We start from the raw sequence: 22094 nt of genomic DNA, 5'->3' as shown, positions 1-22094 counted from the left end.
CAATCGCTAACGCGCTTGCGTCCTCCGTGGGCCGGGCTACAAAAGCTTGACGAGGGCCGCGATCGCGGCGACCTGGGCGAACATCAGCGGAACCAGCCATTTGAGTAGATCGAGCTTGATGTCCGCGATCTCTTTTTGCAGACGCAGCTCGGTCTGGCGCAGATCGGCGCGAATCTGCTCGATGTCACGTTTGAGGTCGGCGCGGACCTGCTCGATGTCCGCCTTGAGATTGGCACGGACCTGCTCGATGTCCGCCTTGAGAGCGGCGCGGACCTGCTCGATGTCCACCTTAAGATCGGCGCGAACCAGTTCGATCTCTCTTTGCAATCGCAGCTCGGACTCGCGCACATGGCCCTGGGTGGCCAGGTCCGGCAGGTGCGGATAGCGTTCCTCAAGGCGTTCGAAAGCCTCGGCGATGACGCGTGCGCGGGTGCGCTCGTCGGGGGCCGTGGTGAGTGCTTCGTAGAGTGCGACACTGGAAATCATCGCATTACTATGCGACCGAAAATCGATGCAGGCAAGTCAACCGAGCCAGAAGGACGTACACGCTGTTCCGCTTGACGCGAGGTGGATACCGCCTCATGCACGTTAAGGTGATTTCCTGAAAACAGGCTACACAGAGAGATGCGGTTAATGGACAGGATTAACAGGATTTCGCAGGATTAACAGGATATAAGTCGTTGTTTATCAATCCTGTCAATCTTGAAAAATCCTGTTAATCCTGTCCAATTCCAGAGCTTTTGATCGGGTACGGACTTTCCCGAAAATCGCCTAAGCTGCTGTCGCCTCATCGGGCTTGTCCTAAACCGCGTCCGCTCCGACTATCCTAGATGCGGCCAAGGTTAATCCAATCCAAAAACATCGCATACCGCACTGGACGCGGTTTAGTGGCCAGGGACGTTCGGCAAGAGTCGGTTTACCGCGAGCCTTTGAAAATGCCTCTTGCCAACGATCGGACATAAGCCGCGAACCGAATCAAGAAAAAATGCAGGCGGATGCCAAGGATGACCAGAGCGCTAAAGGGTCGGGGATAACGATGCGCTTGGAACTTACGGAAAAAACGCTCCATGCCGCGATGTTTGTGCCGCTCCACGGCTATCGGGTCGCTAGTACTGCAAGCCCCCTTGTGATGGATGACGCTGACATCCGGGATCAGCGCGATCTTCCAGCCTGTCCGATGGAAACGCACGAACCAGTCCAGATCCTCGCAGTGCAGAAAATAGCCTTCGTCGAGCGGGCCAACCGCGTCGAGCGCCCGCCGGCGGACGAACATGAAGGAGCCGGAGATGGCCTCGACGTCGGTGGGCGAGGTCGGCAGCGGTTCGCGGTCATGGTTCAAACGTCGACCGCCCGCGCCGGGCGTCAGCCGATCAAGTCGAGTCAAGCGTTTGAACGCGATCCAGGGATCCGGAATGGAGCGGCGGCACGCCACTTGCTCGCTGCCATCGGGATTGAGGATGAGACAGCCCGCCATGCCGACATCCGGGCGGCGGTCCATGAACCCCGCGATTCTGGCCAGCGTCTCGGGTCCGATCAGGCAGTCCGGATTCAGAAACAGCAGGTAGTCGGCATGGGCCAGCGGCAACGCCCGGTTATTGGCCCTGGCGAAGCCGAGGTTGGCGCCGTTTTCCAGGACGCTCAAGCGTGGTTCCTGGCTCCGGGCGGCTTTCAATCGCTCCAAACTGTCGTCGACCGAGCCATTGTCGCTGACGATGACCTCGACCCGGAGGCTCGATGACAGCACGGCCGCCACGCATTCCGCAAGCAGCGGTCCCGCGTTGTAATTGACGATGATGACACTGACCGCCGGCGCGGGGGCGGCGCTCTGGGGCGGAGTCATGGCAGCGGCTCCAGACCCAGCGCCTGACGCACTGCCCGCTCGGCCGCGGAGAAACTGAAGTACCGTTCCATCACCTCAAGCCCGCCATCGGACAGACGCTGCCAGAGTTGCGCATCGGTATACAGACGCTCGGCCGCCGCGGCGAACGCGGGCGCGTCGTCGGCGACCAGCACGGATTCGCCATGGACCAGGTGCATCCCCTCGACGGCCATCGTGGTGGCCACCACCGGCAGGCCGTGGGCAAGGCTTTGGTTGATCTTGCCCTTGACGCCGGCCCCGTAGCGCAGCGGCGCTACCGAGAGCCGGCAGTGCGCGAAATACGGGTCGACATCCGGGACATAGCCCAGGATTTCGACACCGTTTCCGGCGCAGGCCAGCACCTCGGCGGGCGGATCCGCGCCGATGACCTGAAGCGCGAGGTCGGGGATGCGTGCCCGCAGTCGTGGCATGATCTCGCGGCAGAAAAAAAGGATCGCGTCGGTATTCGGGGGATGCGCGAAGGCGCCGATGAAGAGGAGGCCGCGACGCTCGTCCATGGGTCTGGCGGAGCCGTGGATCCGATGGATATTCGAGACCACATGGACGGCAAGATCCGGCGCCTCGACCGCCAGCAGATCGCGTTCGGCCTCGCTGACCACCAGGGTCAGACTGGCCTGTCGCATCAGCGCCAGTTCCTGTCGCTTGCGCGTCGCGGCGACCTGCCGGATCCCTCGGTCGCCATGCAGTTGCGCCAGTCGTTGCTCGCGCAGAAAGTGCAGGTCGACGGTATCGAAGAGGATGCGCGCACGCGGGCAATGGCGCCGCGCCGCGGCCATCAGCGCGGCGGCGGCATCGGCCCGACTCAGGATGACCAGGTCGTAGATCCCGCCATGCTCCGCCAGATGACGCGCGAGGGTGCGGACATAGGGACGGTAGAGCACCTCGATCCCGCGGCGTTGTAGATCGGCGACATAGGGCTGCGGCGCCTCCAGATTGGCCGCGGCAAAGGTGACCTTATAGCCGAGCCCTTGCAGAATGCGGAAGAGATTGACCATCCGCAGCGAGCCGGATTCGCGGTCGGGGGTGACCATGTAATTGTCGACCACCAGCACCCGTTGTCGGACATTGCGCTCCCGGGCCTGTTCGAGGGCGCTCGCGCCGAGCGGGGTCGCGACATCGTCCCGCTGGCCAAAGGTTGCCAGCTCCCGCTGCCAGCGTTGACGGAAGGTCTCGGCATGGATGCGCTGGAAGCGTTTGAGTCCGGTCTCGGCCTGCTCGTCCCGCCCGGCGGTAACCCCTTCGAAATGGATGACCACCGACAGGGGCTGGTAGTAGACCTGAAAGCCGGCGGCCCGGACGCGGAAGGCGAGATCGGTGTCTTCATAGTAGGCGGGCGCAAAGGCGCGATCGAATCCGTCCAGTTGTCGGAACAGCGCGCTGGTGATCGCCAGCGCCGCCCCCGAGCAATAATCGACGGCGCGTCGATAGCTGTATTCGGGCTTGTTCGGATCGTCCAGATGTCCGTCATTCCAGGCCGAGCCGTCGTTGAAGAGGATGCCCCCCGCCTCCTGCTGGCGTCCATCGGGATAGAGGAGACGACTGCCGACGATGCCGGCGTCTTCGGTTTCCCGAAAGGTCTCGATGAGTGCGTCGAGCCAGCCCGCCTGCACCTGGGTGTCGTTGTTCAGAAAGACGATGAATTCGCCGCGCGCCAGACTCGCGCCACGATTGCAGGCGCCCACGAAACCAAGATTTTCGTCGTTACGGATCAGCCGCACCCCTGGATAGTCGGCGAGACGCGCGGCGGTTCCATCCGTGGAGCAATCGTCGACGACGATGATTTCAAAGGTACTAGAGGCGCCGGCTTGTGCCAGGGCGGCAAGACAATGATGGGTAAAGTGAAACTGATTATGCACTGGGATCACGACCGAGGCGACCGGCGCCTCCGTCGCGGGCAGCGTCACGGGTTGGAATGGCTCCTGGAAGGACAACAGCTTGGGAGGGCCTGGGACCGCGAACGCGGTGGTCCGCAAACGCCGTTTGAGCTTGCGTAGCAGTACGCCAATCCCTTCGGTGCGCAGGACATGGAGCGCGCGGGGTAGATAGCGGAGCCCGATCCAAAGGAGGCCCGAGCCCTGATTGCTTGCGGTTGCCATTTAGCGGTCCTGTTCCGTCATCGCACCGCCGATCACCAGGAGACCGCGGCCTCGGACACGGCCTGGAGCATCGCGGCGATCCCGGCCATCGACGCGCTCGATTCCTGCGTGGCTAACGGAATCTTCCGATGCGCGACATAGGTGATTCCGGGTTGCTCGGGCAGGGTGTAGACGCTGACGATGAAGGGGCAGTTGACGATGCGCGAGGGATCCTCGCGGGTCATCTCCCGCGACAGCACCGCGCTGCAGAACTCGATGTTTTTGGCCTGGAGATAGAGGGGATCCTGCATGCCGAGGTCTTTTCCCGTGCGCTCCAGCATCTCGCCCATGTCCATGACGTTGTTGATGTACAAACCGCGTTCCAGAATCGCAGCCTTCAGTCCTTCGAGTACATCCTCGAAGGCGGCATCGCTACGATAGAGGCTGGAGTCGTCGCGATCCGCCGCTGACGCGCTCGGTAGAAAATAGCCGATGAGCAACAGAACGGCGAGCAAACGTGAGCGGGTCAACATGGGCCTGTACTCCATCGGATGATTCGTCGGTCGCCAGAATCTTAACAGGGGACGCCGTCTTGAGCGATCAGGCGGATGCCTGTCGGCGAATGGACATGCCCGGACGGGTCGACAGACAACGCAAGACCCCGCGCGCAGGCGGGGTCCGGCTCGAAAGCGACGCTGTGGATGCGAATTTCAGTACTGATTCATGGGGCGGAAGGCGGGAGCGGAAGGCCAGTCGGTCGAGGGTGGCTGCTGAGCCGGAGGTTGCCTCGTCTCCAGTTCCTCGATGCGTCGCTTGAGTGCCTCGATCTCGGCTTGGTCGGCATTGCCGGGCGACGATTGAGGCGGTCGCGCGCCCGGTGCGGCGGGCATCGGTGTCCCGCCAGAATAACCGGGGGCGCCATACCCGGTGGGCGGTGGGGGACCGAATCCGGGCACGCCGTAGGGTGCTCCATAAGGAACCCCATAGGCGCCTGGCGGATAGCCATAGCCTCCTTCATAGGGGCCCTCATCGTAAGGTTCATCGTTACGGTCGTTGCCGTTCATCCAGCGGCTTGGATTCATCATGTCGCCAAAATCGAAGGCGTGGCTCGCGGGCGTATAGGCGGCGATAACGGTCAAGGTGCTCAACGTCATCGCAAAGAGGGTCGTATTTGATTTGATGAACACGTGTTGAATTCTCCAGAGATGGATTATTGTTTTACTGGCGCGGTCATGTGTAAGCCAACTTGAAATCGGTCTCTCTTAGTGCTTGCGCTACCTCGAAATCTCAAGGTGTCCAAGGACCATTTCTCGCGGCCGGGAATGGGTGCCATCGGCATCGGGACGGTTCAGTCATGAGCATGGGAGTGGGAATGATGGTGGCCATGGTCATGGGAATGATGATGGTCATGGGCGTGACGATGTAGCTGCTCTGCGGTCCCTGCAGGCGGATGGGCGCTCTCCGGCTTGATCGTCGGACGAATCGAGCGGCCAAGCTCAAGTCGTGCGCGCTGGGAACGCAGCTCATCGCGCAGCCATTGCAGCCAGGGAGCCAAAGCGGCGTCGCCGCGCGTGGCGATCGTCATGAACGGCGCCGTGCTGGCCAATTGGCGCAGATAGCGCTCCGCTCGCTCGGGCTGGAACTCGGGCAGCACCGACAGCAGATCCGCCTTGGTGCAGAGCACCAGATCGGCGGTCCGGAACATCACCGGATACTTGGCGGGCTTGTCGTCGCCCTCGGGCACCGAGAGCAGGGTGATATTGCGATGCTGGCCCAGATCGAAACTGGCGGGGCAGACCAGATTGCCGACATTCTCGATGAACAGCAGGTCGATGTCATCGAGATCCAGGTGATGCAGCGCCGTGTGAACCAGGTGGGCGTCCAGATGACAGGCGCTGCCGGTCGCGATCTGAATCGCCGGCACGCCCTTGGCGCGGATGCGCTCGGCGTCATTCTCGGTCTCCAGATCGCCCTCGATCACGGCGATGCGAAACTCGCCGCCGAGCGCCTCGATGGTCGCCTCCAGCAGGCTGGTCTTGCCCGCGCCGGGCGAAGACATCAGATTGAGCGCCAGCACCCCATGCTGGTCGAAGTGTTCCCGATTGTGGGCGGCCTGATGGTCGTTCTCGGACAGTAGACCCTGGAGCACGGTCACGGCCGCGCGGCCATCCTCGGTGAGCGCGTGTTTCCCGTCGGCGCGCACGAGATGTTCGTTCCCTGGTGTGATGTTGCAGCCGCAAGTATTGCACATGACAGAATCTCTCAGCGAAAGCGTCAGTTTAAGCGATTCGAAAAAGAAGGGAAGACAGCGTTTTCAAGGTTTCGCGGCTTTATTCGACCCGCTGGCATGGATCAGTCATCCTGATCGGGGATGCTCAATTCCAGATTCGCCAGCAGCAATTCGTCCCCGCTGATCAGGCGGGTTTCGAAACTGCCGCAGGCGCCGCAAAGGAGCCGGTTCGGCGTGGCGTCGGTTTCGGCCTCGCACTGGCGGCAGCGGACGCGGATTTGGGATGACTCGATGACGAGTTCCGCCTGTGCGGCGATGGTGCCCGCCGCCGCCAGCGGATAGGCATGCTGGAGTAACGACCCCTCGACCCCGGACAAGGGGCCGACCTTGAGCAGGATGCGATCGACGCGGGTTGCGCCATGCTCGCGGGCAATCTGTTCGACCTGATCGAGCAGAGACTGACAGAGCGAGAGTTCATGCATCGGCAAAATCCGCGCGGTGGCGTAGGAGTAAAGCAGCCAGGAGTCCGACCGGGATCCCGGTTAGAAGGACGGACAGGGCCGGCAGGAATGGCGTCTCGGTGAGCGTCGACACGGCGACGAGAAGCGGGAGGAGGGCGCCGGCGGTCAGGATTCGCGGGAGGTGGCGCAGACCGGATGGCGGCGGCTCGCGACACCAGGCGAGTTGCCAGTTCAGGGGACGTGCCGCCAGGTGCCAGGTCAAGGCCAGGAGCAGCGCGCCCAGGACCGCGCCAGGATATCCCGTCAGGAACGCCAGTGCGGCCAGCAGCGCCGTCAGACCGATCATCCCGTAACGCGGATAACCGATCTCGGAGCCACGACAGCGGGTCGGGAGCCGTTCCAGCAGGACGCCGAACATCGGCAGCGCGGCGGCATTGGCCAGCAGAATGACGACGAACGGCCAGGCTTCCGGCTGTCTCGCCAGCAACAGCAGACCGAACGACAACACCCCGAGCGCCGCCAGTGAGGTGATCCGGGACGGACGCGCACGCAGAAAGCGACCGACGCGCGTTCCATGTTGACCATCGCGCTTTCCCATGGGGATTGCTACACACATCGCAAAGCTCCTGTCTCCTGAATATGATCAAGCGGCGGAATGGCCATTCCGCGCGAAATCCTGGATACAAGCCAGCCATCGACCGCTTCCAATAAATTGTGACGGCATTCTTCCAGTGTTTGACCCGTTGCCCAGACTCCTGGCAGAGGTGATATTTCGCCATAATACGGCTCATCGTCTTGAATCAATTCGTCATGAGCATGGCGCATTGCCGCTTCGAGATAGCTTTGAAGCATCGTTTCACCTGCAAAACGTTCATCACACTATAAAGCAGTTGAACCCCAAAAGACGTGAAGGTCGCATAGGTTTCTCTCGCGGTTACCTTGGACCCCGAGCCGTGTTGATCTTGACGGCTTCGATCATCGATCCGGCCAGTGTTCCGGAGGCGGGCGTCCCGCCCCCATGTCGCGGATTGTTTGATGGCACCAAAGGCTTGCAGATGCGTTGTCGTTGTCGTTGTCGATGATTCGATTACGACAACGACAACGACAACGAGCGATGGTCGAAACGATGATCGACGCCATCTTGACCATCGGGACACTTGGCGCAGAAGGCCTGACACAGGCGTTACACCGCAAAGCAGTGTCACGAGATAGCTTGAATCCCCTTGCCCCTTCTATCCCTCCAGATAGGTATACCCATACAACCCCGCCTTCAGCTCGACAAAAAGCTGCTCGCGGGTCGGTCGATCCAGTCCTGCCGCGTCGAGCTTGCGTCGATAGTGCGCGAGCAGGGCGCGGGGCTCGAAATGGACATAGCTCAGGAGTTCGTCGGTCGAGTCGCCGCGTTCGGGATCCCGCAGACGGTAGCCGCCGGGCGCGCTGGCGTCCAGTTCCACGTTGACGGCGTCGGTGTCGCCGAACAGGTTGTGGATGTCGCCGAGGATTTCCTGATAGGCGCCGACCATGAAAAAACCGAGCAGATAGGGGCCATCCAGACCCGCCCCGGCGTGGACCGGAAGACTCGCCTCCACCCCGCCCTCGTCGACGTACTGATCGATGCAGCCGTCGGAATCGCAGGTCAGGTCATGCACCACCGCGCGCGCATCGGGCACCTCGTCGAGTCGCTGGATCGGGACAATCGGGAAGATCTGATCGAGCGCCCAGATGTCCGGCAGCGACTGAAAGAGCGAAAAATTGCAGAAGAGCTTGTCCGCCAGCAGTGCGTTCACCTCGTCGGCCAGTTCGCGATGACGACGGATGCCGGGATCCAGCCGCCCGGCCAGCGCCCGGCAGATGGCGAAAAACAGCTCCTCCGCCCGCGCCCGGCCCGTCAGATCGAGCTGGTCCTGGGCGAAACGTTCGCGGGCGGTCGCGAGCAGTTCGCGCGCCTCGGCATAGACCTCCTCGGGCGATGACCCGGGCACGGACCGAAGCTGCCGGACCAGGGCATCCAGGGTGGCGTCGCCTTCCGCCTCTTGCGGCGTGACGTCCCGCCCGCCCGCCTCTTCGCGATCGATCACGTTGGCGATGAGCACCGCGTGATGGGCGGTCATCGCCCGCCCCGATTCGCTGAAGAGATCGGGTTCGGGTAGTGCGCGGCGCCGGCATTCGGCGGCGATGGTGTTGACGATGGCGCTCGCGTAGCCATCGAAGCCGTAGTTCACCGAACAGGAATGGCGGGTCCGGGTGCCCTCGTAGTCCACCCCGAGCCCGCCGCCTACGTCGATCACGCTGATGGGCGCGCCCAGACGGTGCAGCTCGGCATAGAACCGGACCAGTTCGGCGACGCCGGCGCGGATGTCCTGGAGACTCGGGATCTGCGAGCCCAGATGGGCGTGCATGAGCTGAAGCCAGTGCAGCCGGCCGGCGTGCTCCAGCGTGCGCACCAGTTCCAGAATCTGATTGGCGGTCAGACCGAACTTGGCCTTTTCGCCGCCGCTGTTCTGCCAGTTGCCGACCGCCGCCGCCGCGAGCCGGATCCGCACCCCCAGCAGCGGCTCCACATCGAGCCGCACGGCCTCTTCCAGGATCAGCGGTACCTCGGAAGGCTTCTCGATGACGATGTAGACCCGTAGCCCGAGCCGCCGCCCGATCAGGGCGAGGCGGACATATTCGCGGTCCTTATAACCGTTGCAGACCACCAGTCCGCCGGGCGGGGCGAGCGCCAGCACCGCCATGAGTTCGGGCTTGCTGCCGGCCTCCAGTCCGGCGTGCCCCGAGTGCAGGATCTCGCGCACCACGCCCGCCTGCTGGTTGACCTTGATCGGATAGACCGGCTGATAGCGTCCGGTATAGCCACAGGCCGCGCTGGCATAGACGAAGGCGCGGTTCAGCGCCTGCACGCGATGGCGCAGGATGTCGCTGAAGCGCACCAGCACCGGCAGCGACAGCCCCTCCGAGGCGATCTGAGCGGCCAGCGCCGAGAGATCAATCTCGGTCGGCCCCTGCGGATCGGGACGCGCGCACAGATGGCCGGCAGCGTTGATGCCGAAATACCCCTCGCCCCAACGGTCGATGGCATAGATGTTTTTACAGCGTTGGACCGCTTGGTCCATGGGGTTGATCTCCGTCTTTCAGTGGTCAGTGATCGAGGCGATTTCCATCCCCGTGCAGCACCAGCGCGTGCGTCAGGGTGGCGCCGAGTTCCCGGGCGCGCGCTTCGTTGATCTCGATCACCTTGACCTGATAGCGCTCCTGCGCGGTGCCCGCCAGCCGGGAGCCGATATTGTCGGCTGATCGCGGCGGCGCAGTTCGCTCATCACCTGACGGATGTTCTGGGTGGCCGCCAGGTAGAAGACCTCGTCGCCCGCCTCGATCAGGGTGTCGCACGCCAGCGCGAGCGGTTAATCCCGGCGATAGATAGCGGCGATCTTCGGAAATCACCTAAAAGGATTCCAGCACAAAACCCAGACGCTCCACGCTGGCGGATTGGTTGCCGTCGAGGCTGGCAAAGCGATGAACCGCCAGTTCCCGCGCTATCGCGAGGTGTAAGGCATCGGCGCCGCGCAGACCATGGCGGGGATCGTCGACCAGAACGGCTGCGGCGCGAAATGCGGTTCGGGAAACGGACGCTAGCGTCATGCCGCCGGCGCCGAGCTGCTCGAACAGATTGAGAACCGCGGACGTCTGAACGGTGTCGATCTGACCGGTTAATGGCAATGGCGCTGTGGAATTCGGTCTGTGTCCAGTCCGCGCTGATCAGCGCCGCGTCAGTCCGCGCGAACCAGGCGCCGATGACCGCCGTGGAGGTTTCCCTGGTCAAGAGCGCGCCCAGACGCTGGTGTCCACATAGATCATCAGTCGCGATCCGACTGGCGCATGGTTGCGACCACGGAGTCAATGATCGGCCAGCTTTCCTAGGGACCAACATTATCACAGTGCTCGCCAGCGGCGCGATGCCTGCGCGCTCCAGCTTTGCGGTAACATGCTGCATCGCACCATCAGACCGCGAAGGCCGGCATCCGGCCACGACGCCACGGCCATCAAAGCACCCTCGGAGACCCAGGATGTCAGACGAACTCGACCAGAGCGCACTCGATTATCACCGCTACCCCAAGCCCGGCAAGCTGGAGATCAAGGCCACCAAGCCGCTCGCCAATCAGCGCGACCTGGCCCTGGCCTATTCGCCCGGCGTCGCCGCCGCCTGCCGCGAGATCGAGAAGGATCCGCTCAACGCCTCGCACTACACCGCGCGCGGCAATCTGGTCGCGGTCATCAGCAACGGCACCGCCGTGCTGGGTCTGGGCGCCATCGGCGCGCTGGCCTCCAAGCCGGTGATGGAAGGCAAGGCGGTGCTGTTCAAACAGTTCGCCGATCTCGATGTCTTCGATATCGAGATCGAGGAACGCGACCCGCAAGCCTTTATCGAGACCGTGGCCCGGCTCGAACCCACCTTCGGCGCCATCAATCTGGAAGACATCAAGGCCCCGGAGTGTTTCGTCATCGAGCGGGCGCTCAAGGAACGCATGGGCATCCCGGTCTTCCACGACGATCAGCACGGCACCGCGATCGTGGTCTCGGCGGCCATCCTCAACGGTCTGCGCGTGGTCGGCAAGGATCTCGGCCAGGTGCGGCTGGTGACCTCGGGTGCTGGCGCGGCGGCGCTGGCGTGCGTCGATCTGCTGGTCGAACTCGGGTTGCGCAAGGAAAACGTGGTCCTGACCGACATCGCGGGCGTCGTCTATCAGGGCCGCGTCCAGGAGATGGACGAGTACAAGGGCCGTTACGCCATCGCGACCGAGCAGCGCACCCTGGAGCAAGTCATCGCGGGCGCGGACATCTTTCTCGGCCTGTCTGCCCCGCGGGTGTTGAAGCCGGAGTGGCTGGCCCGCATGGCGGAGGCGCCCATCGTCATGGCGCTCGCCAACCCGGTGCCCGAGATTATGCCCGACCTGGCACGCGCCGCCCGACCGGACGCCATCATCGCCACCGGACGCTCGGATTATCCGAATCAGGTCAACAACGTCCTCTGCTTCCCGTTCATCTTCCGTGGCGCGCTCGACTGCGGCGCAAGCGAGATCAACGAGGCGATGAAGGCGGCCTGCGTGCGCGCCATCGCCGATCTGGCGATGGCCGAGCCGTCGGATATCGTGCGCAAGGCGTATGGCGGTCATCAACTCCAGTTCGGTCCCGAGTATCTGATCCCCAAGCCCTTCGACCCGCGTCTGATGGAACATCTGGCCCCGGCGGTCGCCCGTGCCGCGATGGAGAGCGGGGTCGCGACCCGGCCCATCGCGGACCTCGACGCCTACCGTCAGTCGCTGCGCCATCGCGCCTTCCGCACCGGGATGACCATGAAACCGGTGTTCGATCAGGCACGCACGTCACCCAAGCGGGTTGTCTTTGCCGAGGGCGAGGACGAGCGCGTGCTCCAGGTCGCCCAGCAGGCGGTCGCCGAGGGCATCGCGCGTCCGCTGTTGATCGGGCGCCCCGAGGTCATCGGCAACCGATTGGGGGAGTTGGGTCTGAGCATCCGTCCCGAGCGCGATTTCGACCTTGTCGTCCCTTGCGAGAATCGGAACTTCGAGACCCACTGGCAGACCTTCTATGAACGGGTCAAACGTCGCGGCTATGCCCCGGACGAAGCGCGCGAATACATCCGCAACGACCCCACCGTGCTGGCCGCGACCATGGTCCGTTGCGGCGATGCCGACGCCATGATCTGCGGCATCGTCGGACGCTATGCCCGTCATCTCAAGCATGTCGAGGAGGCGATCGGCACCGCGCCCGGCGTGCGGCGGCTCACGGCCATGAGCGCGCTGGTGCTCCCGGCCGGTCCGCTCTTCATCGCCGACACCTATGTGCAGATCGATCCGAGTGCCGAGGATCTGGCCGAAATCGCGCGACTCTGCGCATCGGAGGTCCGACGCTTCGGTCTGGTTCCCAAGGTCGCCCTGCTTTCGCATTCCAATTTCGGCAGTCACGACGCACCCGAGGCGACCAAGATGAGCGAGGCGGTCCGTCTGCTGCGCGAACAGGAGCCGGCGCTGGAGGTGGAGGGCGAAATGCACGCCAACCTTGCCTTCGACGCGATTGGTCGACAGGCGCGTTTCCCGGAATCGCGTCTCGCGGGTCGCGCCAATCTCCTGATCATGCCGAATCAGGACGCGGCCAACATCGCCTTTAACCTGCTGCGGACCCTGAACGAGGGCGGCGCCTTTGGTCCCATGCTGCTTGGCACCGAGTATGCCGCCCATATCGTCACCCCGAGCGTCTCGGTGCGCGGTCTGCTCAACATGACCGCGCTGGCGGTCGTTCAGGCCGGTTAGTCGACGGATGGAGTAGCGAGCGGGCCATTTGCGCTAAGATCCTTTCCCTCACGTCAAGAAGACGGGATTTCATCGAACCAGGATCATCGCTCGCTACCACGCAGACCCTTGCAGGCTGTCACCATGAAGATCAATCTGCCGGTCACCAACCGGGAACACGATTACGCCGATTCGCTCGTGATCGTCTCGACTACCGATACTAAGGGCATCATCACCTACTGCAACAAGCCGTTTATTGAAATCTCCGGATTTGGAGAACATGAACTGCTGGGCGTCAATCACAATGTGGTGAGACATCCCGACATGCCCACGGCGGCCTTCAAGGATCTCTGGTGGACGGTGCAGAAGGGCAAACCCTGGCGCGGGATCGTCAAGAATCGCTGCAAGAATGGCGATCACTATTGGGTCGATGCCTATGTCACTCCGGTCTACGAAGGCGAGACCCTGATCGGCTATCAGTCGGTCCGGACGAAACCGACGCGCGCCCAGATCGACCAGGCGGAACGGCTCTACACCCGTGTGCGCGAGCGCAAGCTGGACGATCTGCCCACGCGATGGATTCCCGAATTCGGACACGGCGTATGGATCACCGCCGCCTTCGCATTGGTCGGACTGAGCGCAGTCGCCGCCGGCTGGTTCGGCAACGTCTGGATTGGCCTGGCCACGCTGCTCGTCGGCCTGATCCTGGCGCAAGTCAGTATACGGACGATCTTCTCGCCCATTCGAGAGAGTGTCACGGCAGCGAAAAAGATCGCCGCCGGCGATCTGAATTTCCCCATTCATGTCGCGCGGAACAACGAGACCGCCGAGATCCTCCAGGCCATCAAGATGCTTCAGTCGCGTCTGGCAACGGTGATCGGCAATATCCAGGAGTCCGCGTCCGGCGTGGCCGAGTCGGCCGGGCAGTTGGCGCTTGCCAGCAACTCCACGCATCGTCTGATGGAGCAGCAGCACCAGGAAACCGACATGGTCGCCACCGCCATGAACGAGATGTCCGCCACTGTGGCCGAGGTCGCCAACAACACCACCGCCGCCGCCGATGCGGCGCACCAGGCGAGCGCCGACGCTCAGGCGGGCCGCGCGATCGTGCGCGAGAGCGTGAAGGGCATCCAGCAACTGGCCGAAGGCGTCTCCGAGGCCGCCGAGGCGATCGGTCGGCTAGGCGACGAATCGGAGAATATCGGCAAGATTCTGGATGTGATCCGCAGCATCGCCGGTCAGACCAATCTGCTGGCCCTGAATGCGGCGATCGAGGCGGCGCGCGCCGGCGAGGCGGGGCGCGGCTTCGCGGTGGTCGCCGACGAGGTACGCGCCCTGGCGCAACGCACCCAGGATGCCACGCAGGAAATCCAGGCCATGATCCAGCGTCTGCAGGAGGGCTCGCGCAGCGCTGTCGCCGTGATGAAGCGGGGGAGCGAGCAGGCGGAACGCAGCGTCCTGTCGGCCTCGGAGACCGACCAATCGCTGGATTCGATCACGCAGTCGGTCGACCGCATCAACGACATGAATGCCCAGATCGCGACCGCCGCCGAGGAACAGAGCGCGGTGGTGGAAGAGATGAACCGCAATGTGGAAAGCATCCGGCACCTCTCCATGCAGACGTTGGAGAGTACCGATTCCGTGGTGTCGGCCACCGGTCATCTGGAGGATCTCGCCGGCCGACTGGCCTCGCTGGTCCATCAATACAGGGTCTGAGTCGTCGATCCGACCCTCTGGGATCGTCGACCGGTTGTCGGCACCTGGGGCGGTCGGCATTCTGTCGGCCACGTCATTCCTCGCCGCGCGTTTCGGACCCGGCCGCGTCCCGCAACAGCGATTGCACCGCCGCTGTGGCCGCGCGAAGAATATCCTGGCGGGGCGAGCCGCTGATCGCCCCGCCGCGCGCGCAAGTCAGTCGGCAGATCCAGTCGGTCGGCGACTCGAAATCGCAGTGGTCCGCCCCCATCATTCGTTGCACCACAGCGCTCGGGCTGACGGCATAGACCGCCAGGCCATTCTGAAAGGCATTGCAGCACGAGGCGTCGCCGACCAGCCCGATCAGGGGCGTTTTCAGACCGGCCGCCATGCGGATCCCCATGGCCTGCGCATCGACCAGATCCAGCGCCACCACGCCCACCGCGCGCCGGTCGTTGCGGGCGGCGATCAGTGCGGCGAGCGCGCCGGCCGAAAAACCCGTATACACCACCCGACGCGCCCCGAGTGCGTTCGCAACCGCCATCATGTCGAACGCATTGCGTACATGGCCGCCGTCCCAGAGCCGATCGTTGCAGAAATCGAATGTCACTGTGGTCACGCCGGACTTGGCCAGGGCGGTCGCAAGCCCCGTCATGCGCTCCTTGGCGCGTAGGAAACCATGCCCGACCACCGCCAGATCGCCAGGGGCCGCGCCGGTCGGTCGGTAGACCCGGTAACTCGGCGAGCAAGCGATCCTGGAGCGCGCGACGCCGTCCGCGACGACAATCCCGGCTGGCAATCCCGACGTCAGGTCACGGGTTCCGACCGGGCGGACCGCCTGACCCGTGCAACCCGACACAAACAGACAAGCCAGGAAGAGCGCTGTAAACTTGGCTTGACGCAAAGAGGTCCGATTCATTTGACTCATCACTGACGGCTGGGACTGCATCGACCTGCACCTCTGCCCGCAAAGGAACGCCTGAGACATCCATGGTGATTCTGCAATCCATCGAGCGCACGGCGAACGCGACACGCGCACAGTGGCGTTCGGCACCCGGAATGTCGTCCGATGATTGAGTCGACGGCGTTGGATCATCCCGGTACCGGCGCCAAGGTCCGGCCGCTAAGATCCGCCGTCGCGCCGTCTAGGATATCAAGGGACAATGCAACCAACAGAACCGCACGCAAACGAGGTATTTCGTACATGGACTCCGCTATCGCCCGCGCTGGCAGCACCGCCACGACCCGCAACCCATCGCTTCCCGCCGCCATCGACGCCTCCCGTCACGACTACATCTCGCAACTTGGCGGGCGCATTCACTATTACGCCGACACGTCCGCCACCGGACGTCCGCTGGTCCTGATTCACAGCATCAACGCCGCGCCGAGTGCCTTCGAGATGAAACCGCTGTTCGAGCACTATCGCTCGCAACGTCCGGTATTCGCGCTGGATCTTCCCGGTTTCGGACATTCCGACCGGAGCAACCGGCGCTATTCGCCCGAACTCTACGCCGGGGTCATCGCCGAATTCCTGGAGACGATCGTCCAGTCCAGGGCCGATCTGGTCGCCTTCTCGCTCGGCTGCGAATTCGCCGCCCGCGCGACCCTGATGAAGCCGGAGCTGGTCGCCAGTCTGGCCCTGCTGTCGCCGACTGGCTTCAACATCCGCGGACTCCCGACCGGCAAGGCGGCCGAGCGCGCGCACAAGGCGTTGAGCGTGCCGGTGATCAATGACGGGCTGTTCGGTCTGCTCACCACGCGCACCAGCATCAAATATTTCTACAATCAGGTGTTCAAGGGCGCGATCCCGCCCGGGCTCGTCGACTACGCCCATGCGACCACCCACCAGCCGGGCGCCAAGTATGCCCCGCTGTATTTCCTGTCCGGCCAGCTCTTCACCCCCAAGGCGGGCGATACCCTGTACGGCAAACTGACCCAGCCGGTCCTGGTGATCTATGACAAGGATCCGAACATTGACTTCCACGAACTGCCGGGCTTTCTGAGCCGTCATCCGGGCTGGCGGGCCGAACAGCTCACGCCCACGCGCGGCATGCCCCAGTGGGAAAAACCCGCCGAAACCGCCGCCGCCATCGACCGCTTCTGGTCGACGCTCAAGACCGACTGAGCGCGACCGATCGCGTTCGCGCGCATTCCGGCATGGATGCTAAACATCCATGCCCCGGCCCACGATTCCTGTCTTCACGATCCCGTCATGCTCGCACCGCTCAAAGTCCTGGAGCAGCTCAAGGCTCGCCTCCACGAAACGATCGGCACCCTGCCCCTCGGACAACCGGGCGGTTATGTCTCGCTGATCCTCGAACTCCCCCACGGGCTCGGTATCGCGCCCGATCTGGCGGGGCCGCAGTTCCATTTCGCGCACAACCATCGCGGCGACCTGCGCGCCGGCTACGGCATCGCCGGCGAATGGCGGGCGTGGGGTCCGGACCGCTTGCGGATTCTGCGCGCAGCAGCCAAGGGCGTCGCGGCCAACTGGCAGCAGATGGACCCGGACGAAACCGGCTTTCTGGGCTTCGGCATGCTGGGCTTTGCCGCCTCGCCCAACGCGTCGCCGAGCGCGGGGCAGGAGGAACTGCCGAATGCGCTCTTCTGGCTGCCGGAACTGGCGCTCTGTTCGCACGGCGGACAGGCCGCGCTCATCCTCACCACCGCGCTGCCGATGGGGATCGATGCCCTGCGGACACGCTGGCAACGCCGACTGGACCAGATCGTGCCGCTGCTCGATCTGCCGGCCCTGGATCCGCTCACCCCGGCGCATCTGGAGCGTGGCGTCAGCACGCCCGATCAGGACGATTGGCGCGAACTGGTGTTCGCGGCGCTCGACGAGATCGACCAGGAGCGATTGCGTAAAGTCGTTCTCTGCCGCCGCTTGCGCCTGACCGGTCAGCGACGCTTCGACCTGACCCGACTCAACGCGGCCCTGACCTATCTGTTTCCCTCCTGTCAGGTGGTGAGCATCCGTCGCCATCGGACCAGCTTCGTCGCCGCGACCCCCGAGCGTCTCTTCACCCAACGCCGCGACCGCATCGAGGCAGACGCCATCGCCGGCACCGCCTGCCGCGCCGAGGACGCCGATCGCGACGCGCAAATCACCCAGGGTCTGCGGACCTGCGAAAAGAATCTGCGCGAGCATCAGGTCGTGGTGGATGCCGTGACCGAAGCGCTGGGCCAATGCAGCCGCTCACTGGAGTCGCCCGATGGCCCCCGGATTCTGCAACTCAACAACGTCCAGCATCTGCGGAGCATCGTGCGGGGCGAATTGCACCCCGACGTGGATGTCTTTCGGCTCGCCGAGCTGCTCCATCCCACCCCGGCAACCAACGGGCAGCCGCGTCGGGAGGCCCGCGACTGGCTGGACCGGAGCGAACCGCTGGAGCGCGGTTGGTACACCGGCGCCGCCGGCATCGTCGAGCCGGACCTGACCGGCGAACTCTGGGTGTTGCTGCGCTGCGCGCGGATCAGCGAACGGATCGCCGACCTCTACGCCGGCGCGGGGATCGTCGCCGGCTCCGATCCCCTGAGCGAATGGGACGAGACCGAGCACAAGCTCGCCGCCATGTCGACCGCGCTCCAGTTCGCTTAAACTTGATAAAGAGCTGTCAGCTTCCAGCCTCCAGCAGCCAGCTTTTGGAAATCATCAAATTCGCCATTGGGCAAGACCTGCGGAGGCTCACCCATTGGGTGAACGCCTCAATCAGCGACAACCTCGACAAATCATCGGCTGGCGGCTGACTGCTCTTTTTTAGGTTAAATCGAGATGAACCGCGAAGACACGACGGATCAAGGTTGCCGCAATCTGCGTTGGGCGCTGGCGCTGCTCGATGGATTGATGTCGGGCGGGATGCGGCGGCTGGTGCTCTCGCCCGGCTCGCGGTCCACCCCGCTGGTGCTGGCGGGCCAGCGTCAGCCCGAGCTGGAGTTGACCCCGATCCTGGACGAGCGCAGCGCCGCCTTTTTCGCGCTCGGCCTGGCACTGGCATCGGGCCGTCCGGTGGGTCTGCTGTGCACCTCCGGGAGCGCGCTCGCCCACTGGTTTCCGGCCGTCATCGAGGCGTCCGAGTCCGGTATCCCGCTGATCCTGCTCTCCGCCGACCGCCCGCCCGAGCTGCGCGATTGGGGGGCGAATCAGACCATCGATCAGACCCGGCTGTTCGGCAACTTCGTGCGCGAGTTTCACGACCCCGGCGCGGCTGAAGAGGGGCCGGCCGCGCTCAAAACGATCCGCGCGCTGGGCGCGCGCGCGGCGGCGGTGAGCCAGGGGAATTGGCCGGGGCCGGTGCATCTCAACCTGCCGTTTCGCGAACCGCTGGTGCCAGCCGGGGATTGCGAGGCGGCTCCCGCGCCAACGCCAAGCCTCTGGCCCAGCCGACACCTCTGGCTCCCACGCTCCAGCGTGGGAGCAAGCGCGGACGCTCCAGCGTCCAGCCAACTTTGTTCGGAGCTGCCCCGTTCGCACAGCGAGGCCATCTGGAACGAGGGGCAAAACACCGGAATTCCCGACCTCGCCTCCCTGCTCCTCGGTCGTGGCCTGATCTGCTGCGGACCAGGCGCCTGCCCGCCCGCCTTCGCCGACGCGCTCTGGGCCTGCGCCGAGCGGCTGGCCGTCCCCGTGCTCTGCGACCCGCTCTCCGGACTGCGCTTTGGCCCCGGCTCCCGACATCGCATCACCCGCTACGACAGCCTGCTGCGCAACCCCTGCGCGGCGGCGGCGCTGAAACCCGACTGGGTGCTGCGTTTTGGCCGCGCGCCCGTCTCCAAGATCCTGCACAGTTGGCTGGCCGACATCCCCACCATCCTGGTCGATCCAGGTCAGGGTTGGAGCGATCCCACTCAGGATGTCCGATTGCGGATTCGCGCGGACGCCGCCAGCGTTTGCCGTTGGCTCGCCACATCGGAGAGCGATCCGCCAGGCGGGAGCCCCGCCTCCCCGGATTGGCTCGCCCGCTGGACAACCGCCGAGCGCCAACTGGAACGACTGGTCGCCGACGCTCTCGCGCAGTCCCCTTGGTGCGAGCCCCATCTGCTCGCCGATCTGCTCGCCGCCCTGCCCGAGGGCGACGGTCTGTTCTGCGCCAACTCCATGCCGATCCGCCAACTGGACACCTGGTCCGGCAGTCGCGCCACCGCGCTCCGCGTCTTCGGCAATCGCGGCGCAAGCGGGATCGACGGTCAGTCATCCACGCTCGCCGGATTGAACGCCAGCGGCATCCCGACAACGGGATTGCTCGGGGATCTCTCCTTTCTGCACGACCTCAGCGGCCTGCTGCTGCTGCGTCAACTCGACCGCCCCTGCATCGTCCTGAACAACGGCGGCGGCCGGATCTTCGACTATCTTCCGCAACAGGGACTCCCCGGTTTCGAGCGACTCTGGCGCACGCCGGTCGACCTCCCGCTTGGCGAGCTGCTGCGTCCATTCGGGATCGCCCATCGCACGGTCAGCGACGGGGCCGGGTTTCGACAGGCACTGGCGGAGACCCTCGGCGGCGAGGGGAGCGGGGCAGGGGTGATCGAGGTCTGTCTCGATGGCGAGATCAGCCGGGCGGTTCATCAAGGATTCTGGAATTCGCTTCTGGATAGGGCTGAACCGCGTCCAGCGCGATATGCGTAATTTTCAGTTTGTGTTTGGCTCTGGGGGTTTCACCAGCCTCACGAGAGACGCGGTTTAGTTTCGATTTTGATGTCGATCAAGGCACGCGCTCGATCCGCCGCCTAACCTGAATTCCATCCGCCAACTGGCCCGCTCCGCGCAACTCGCGGAGGATCCTGCCGATGATTCAGCATTCTTTGCCAGATGCGCCCGTAGAGTCCGCCGGGGACGAATTCGGCGAGTTCGACCTCACGGACGACGACATCCTGGAGGCGATGCGCGAGATTCCCGGCTATCTCGACATCACCACGATGGATTTCCGCGCGGTCTATCATCTGGCGCATCGCCACGCGCTCGATCGACTGTTCAGCGGCATCGCCGCCGGGCGACTGATGCGCCGCGAGGTCCGTCCGCTGACGCCGGACATTCCGCTCGCCGAGGCCATCCCCAGCTTCGTGCGACAGGGGCTGAAATCGCTGCCGGTGGTGGACGGACAGCGCCGACCGCTCGGCATCCTGACCGAAACCGATGTGCTGCGCGGACTGGGTGCGGAGACCTTCCTCGCCCTACTGGCGCGGGTCATCGCGGACGCCAAGTGCATCAAGTCGGAGCAGCACCATCGCCCGGTCGGCGAGCTCATGACCGCCCCGGTGGTCAGCGTGCCGCTGGACGCTGGACTGCGCGAACTGCTCGCCGCCTTCGCCCGCCATCCCGGCCGCGCCATGCCGGTGCTCGCCGCCGATGGCCGCCTAGCGGGGCTGCTCCAGCGCAAGGTCTTTCTGAGCGCCTATCGCCCGGATCGCCGGCCATGAGGCTCATGGCTTATTTCAACAAGATGCGCGGCAGCGTCCATGGCAGCCCGCCTCGGGTCAGTCTGCCAGAGGTGCTCTGGTCCTGGACGGGCGCCTTTCTGGGGATCGCCGCCGTCGCCTGGCTCAATCAGCGGTTCTTCGTCGGGACCGATCTGACGCTCGCCATCGGCTCGCTCGGCGCCTCGGCGGTACTGGTCTTCGGCGCGGCGCGCAGCCCACTCGCCCAGCCGCGCAACCTCATCGGCGGGCATGTCCTCTCGGCGCTGGTGGGCGTGACCTGCTGGCAGTGGCTCGGTGGCGAGCCCTGGCTGGCGCAGTCGGTCGCGGTCGCCAGCGCCCTTGCCCTGATGCATCTGACCCGGACCCTGCACCCGCCCGGCGGGGCGACGGCGCTGATCGCGGTCATCGGCTCGGATCAGGTGCACGAACTGGGGTATCTCTTCGTGCTGATCCCGGCCACGCTCGGCCCGCTGGTTCTGCTCGCCGTGGCGCTGCTGTTCAACAATCTCGTTGCCGCCCGGCGCTATCCCGAGTTCTGGCTGTAGCCGGCGCGGGCAGGTCGCACGGGCCACGCCGTTTTTCAATCTCCCGATGCTGTGAGATCGGCTTCGTCTTCCAGGCGCCCTATCTCATCCCTTTCCTGGATGTCACCGACAACGTCGCCCTGCTGCCGATGCTGGCCGGACGCCCCAACGGCGAGTCACGGGAGCGCGCGCGCGAGTTGCTGGCGGCCCTGGACGTTAGAGCACCGCGCCCGGGCGATGCCCTCCCAGCTCTCGGGCGGAGAACAGCAGCGCGTCGCCATCGCCTGCGCCCTGGTGATCCTGGCCGACGAGCCCACCGCGCCGCTCGACAGCGAACGCGCCCTGGCGGTCATCCGCATCCTCAACCGCATGGCGTGTCAGTACCAGATCGCCGTCATCGTGGTCACCCACGACGAGAAGATCATCCCGACTTTCCGGCGTATCTATCACATCCGCGATGGGCGCACACATGAGGAGGCTGGGGAGGGGCGGGGGTTGGAGTGAGTGG

General features: G+C 64.5%; 21 protein-coding genes. 8 read left to right on the top strand and 13 right to left on the bottom strand.

Annotated elements, in window-relative coordinates:
- Nucleotides 1-36: 36 nt before the first annotated feature.
- The 12 genes from CCR95_RS18830 to CCR95_RS18775 all read right to left on the bottom strand — a co-directional run bounded on the left by CCR95_RS18830 (nucleotide 37) and on the right by CCR95_RS18775 (nucleotide 10362).
- Nucleotides 37-486 carry a CCDC90 family protein gene (locus CCR95_RS18830; protein WP_201097342.1) on the bottom strand — a complete coding sequence of 150 codons (450 nt, stop codon included), beginning with the start codon at nucleotides 484-486 and terminating at the stop codon, nucleotides 37-39.
- A gap of 430 nt (nucleotides 487-916) precedes the next feature.
- Entirely contained in the window at nucleotides 917-1840 is a 924-nt protein-coding gene (locus CCR95_RS18825; protein ID WP_201097340.1) for a glycosyltransferase family 2 protein, read from the bottom strand.
- Entirely contained in the window at nucleotides 1837-3975 is a 2139-nt protein-coding gene (locus CCR95_RS18820; protein ID WP_201097338.1) for a glycosyltransferase, read from the bottom strand. Before CCR95_RS18820 ends, CCR95_RS18825 begins: the two co-directional genes overlap by 4 nt.
- A gap of 32 nt (nucleotides 3976-4007) precedes the next feature.
- A complete protein-coding gene (locus CCR95_RS18815) occupies nucleotides 4008-4487 on the bottom strand; it encodes a DUF302 domain-containing protein (RefSeq protein ID WP_201097337.1) in 480 nt (159 codons plus the stop codon).
- A 177-nt stretch (nucleotides 4488-4664) separates the two neighbouring features.
- Complete coding sequence (locus CCR95_RS18810; RefSeq protein ID WP_338115440.1) at nucleotides 4665-5141, bottom strand: hypothetical protein; 477 nt, start codon at nucleotides 5139-5141, stop codon at nucleotides 4665-4667.
- A 161-nt stretch (nucleotides 5142-5302) separates the two neighbouring features.
- On the bottom strand, nucleotides 5303-6205 hold the full coding sequence (hypB, locus tag CCR95_RS18805) for a hydrogenase nickel incorporation protein HypB (protein ID WP_201097335.1): 903 nt from the start codon (nucleotides 6203-6205) through the stop codon (nucleotides 5303-5305).
- A 101-nt stretch (nucleotides 6206-6306) separates the two neighbouring features.
- Nucleotides 6307-6666, bottom strand: coding sequence for a hydrogenase maturation nickel metallochaperone HypA/HybF (locus CCR95_RS18800; RefSeq protein WP_201097333.1), 360 nt, complete (start codon nucleotides 6664-6666; stop codon nucleotides 6307-6309).
- Entirely contained in the window at nucleotides 6659-7261 is a 603-nt protein-coding gene (locus CCR95_RS18795; protein ID WP_201097331.1) for a hypothetical protein, read from the bottom strand. Before CCR95_RS18795 ends, CCR95_RS18800 begins: the two co-directional genes overlap by 8 nt.
- Nucleotides 7252-7497: a type II toxin-antitoxin system HicB family antitoxin gene (locus CCR95_RS18790; RefSeq protein WP_201097329.1), complete on the bottom strand. Its 246-nt coding sequence runs from the start codon at nucleotides 7495-7497 to the stop codon at nucleotides 7252-7254. The genes CCR95_RS18795 and CCR95_RS18790 overlap by 10 nt, the downstream gene beginning before the upstream one ends.
- Before the next feature lie 380 nt (nucleotides 7498-7877).
- The gene (gene speA, locus CCR95_RS18785) at nucleotides 7878-9758 is read right to left on the bottom strand and encodes a biosynthetic arginine decarboxylase (protein ID WP_201097327.1); all 1881 of its coding nucleotides are present in this window, start codon (nucleotides 9756-9758) and stop codon (nucleotides 7878-7880) included.
- Nucleotides 9759-9783: 25 nt separating this feature from the next.
- Nucleotides 9784-10086: a hypothetical protein gene (locus tag CCR95_RS24980; RefSeq protein WP_242523346.1), complete on the bottom strand. Its 303-nt coding sequence runs from the start codon at nucleotides 10084-10086 to the stop codon at nucleotides 9784-9786.
- Nucleotides 10087-10362: a type II toxin-antitoxin system VapC family toxin gene (locus tag CCR95_RS18775; protein ID WP_201097323.1), complete on the bottom strand. Its 276-nt coding sequence runs from the start codon at nucleotides 10360-10362 to the stop codon at nucleotides 10087-10089.
- Between the two features lie 347 nt (nucleotides 10363-10709).
- Here CCR95_RS18775 and CCR95_RS18770 point away from each other — a divergent pair, with 347 nt between their 5' ends.
- Together CCR95_RS18770 and CCR95_RS18765 are read left to right on the top strand one after the other, a co-directional pair.
- Nucleotides 10710-12971 carry an NADP-dependent malic enzyme gene (locus CCR95_RS18770; RefSeq protein WP_201097321.1) on the top strand — a complete coding sequence of 754 codons (2262 nt, stop codon included), beginning with the start codon at nucleotides 10710-10712 and terminating at the stop codon, nucleotides 12969-12971.
- Between the two features lie 123 nt (nucleotides 12972-13094).
- Complete coding sequence (locus CCR95_RS18765) at nucleotides 13095-14666, top strand: methyl-accepting chemotaxis protein (RefSeq protein WP_201097319.1); 1572 nt, start codon at nucleotides 13095-13097, stop codon at nucleotides 14664-14666.
- A gap of 73 nt (nucleotides 14667-14739) precedes the next feature.
- Here the strand turns inward: CCR95_RS18765 and CCR95_RS18760 are convergent, their stop codons facing one another.
- Nucleotides 14740-15564 carry an alpha/beta hydrolase gene (locus tag CCR95_RS18760; protein WP_242523345.1) on the bottom strand — a complete coding sequence of 275 codons (825 nt, stop codon included), beginning with the start codon at nucleotides 15562-15564 and terminating at the stop codon, nucleotides 14740-14742.
- 285 nt (nucleotides 15565-15849) lie between these two features.
- Between CCR95_RS18760 and CCR95_RS18755 the strand changes: the two genes are divergently transcribed.
- From CCR95_RS18755 to CCR95_RS26590, 6 genes are all read left to right on the top strand, one after another.
- The gene (locus CCR95_RS18755) at nucleotides 15850-16770 is read left to right on the top strand and encodes an alpha/beta fold hydrolase (RefSeq protein ID WP_201097315.1); all 921 of its coding nucleotides are present in this window, start codon (nucleotides 15850-15852) and stop codon (nucleotides 16768-16770) included.
- Nucleotides 16771-16857: 87 nt separating this feature from the next.
- A complete protein-coding gene (locus tag CCR95_RS18750) occupies nucleotides 16858-18246 on the top strand; it encodes an isochorismate synthase (protein WP_201097313.1) in 1389 nt (462 codons plus the stop codon).
- Nucleotides 18247-18420: 174 nt separating this feature from the next.
- A complete protein-coding gene (gene menD / locus CCR95_RS18745; RefSeq protein ID WP_201097311.1) occupies nucleotides 18421-20271 on the top strand; it encodes a 2-succinyl-5-enolpyruvyl-6-hydroxy-3-cyclohexene-1-carboxylic-acid synthase in 1851 nt (616 codons plus the stop codon).
- A gap of 161 nt (nucleotides 20272-20432) precedes the next feature.
- On the top strand, nucleotides 20433-21062 hold the full coding sequence (locus CCR95_RS18740) for a CBS domain-containing protein (RefSeq protein ID WP_201097309.1): 630 nt from the start codon (nucleotides 20433-20435) through the stop codon (nucleotides 21060-21062).
- Nucleotides 21059-21607 carry an HPP family protein gene (locus CCR95_RS18735; protein WP_201097307.1) on the top strand — a complete coding sequence of 183 codons (549 nt, stop codon included), beginning with the start codon at nucleotides 21059-21061 and terminating at the stop codon, nucleotides 21605-21607. The genes CCR95_RS18740 and CCR95_RS18735 overlap by 4 nt, the downstream gene beginning before the upstream one ends.
- Before the next feature lie 216 nt (nucleotides 21608-21823).
- Entirely contained in the window at nucleotides 21824-22090 is a 267-nt protein-coding gene (locus tag CCR95_RS26590) for a P-loop NTPase family protein (protein ID WP_242523344.1), read from the top strand.
- Nucleotides 22091-22094: the final 4 nt, after the last annotated feature.

This window comes from Thiocystis minor (assembly GCF_016653465.1).
In the GTDB taxonomy this organism is placed as follows: Bacteria; Pseudomonadota; Gammaproteobacteria; order Chromatiales; family Chromatiaceae; genus Chromatium; species Chromatium minus.
Note: the sequence above shows the minus strand (reverse complement) of the source record. Positions and strands in the feature narration are given on the sequence as shown.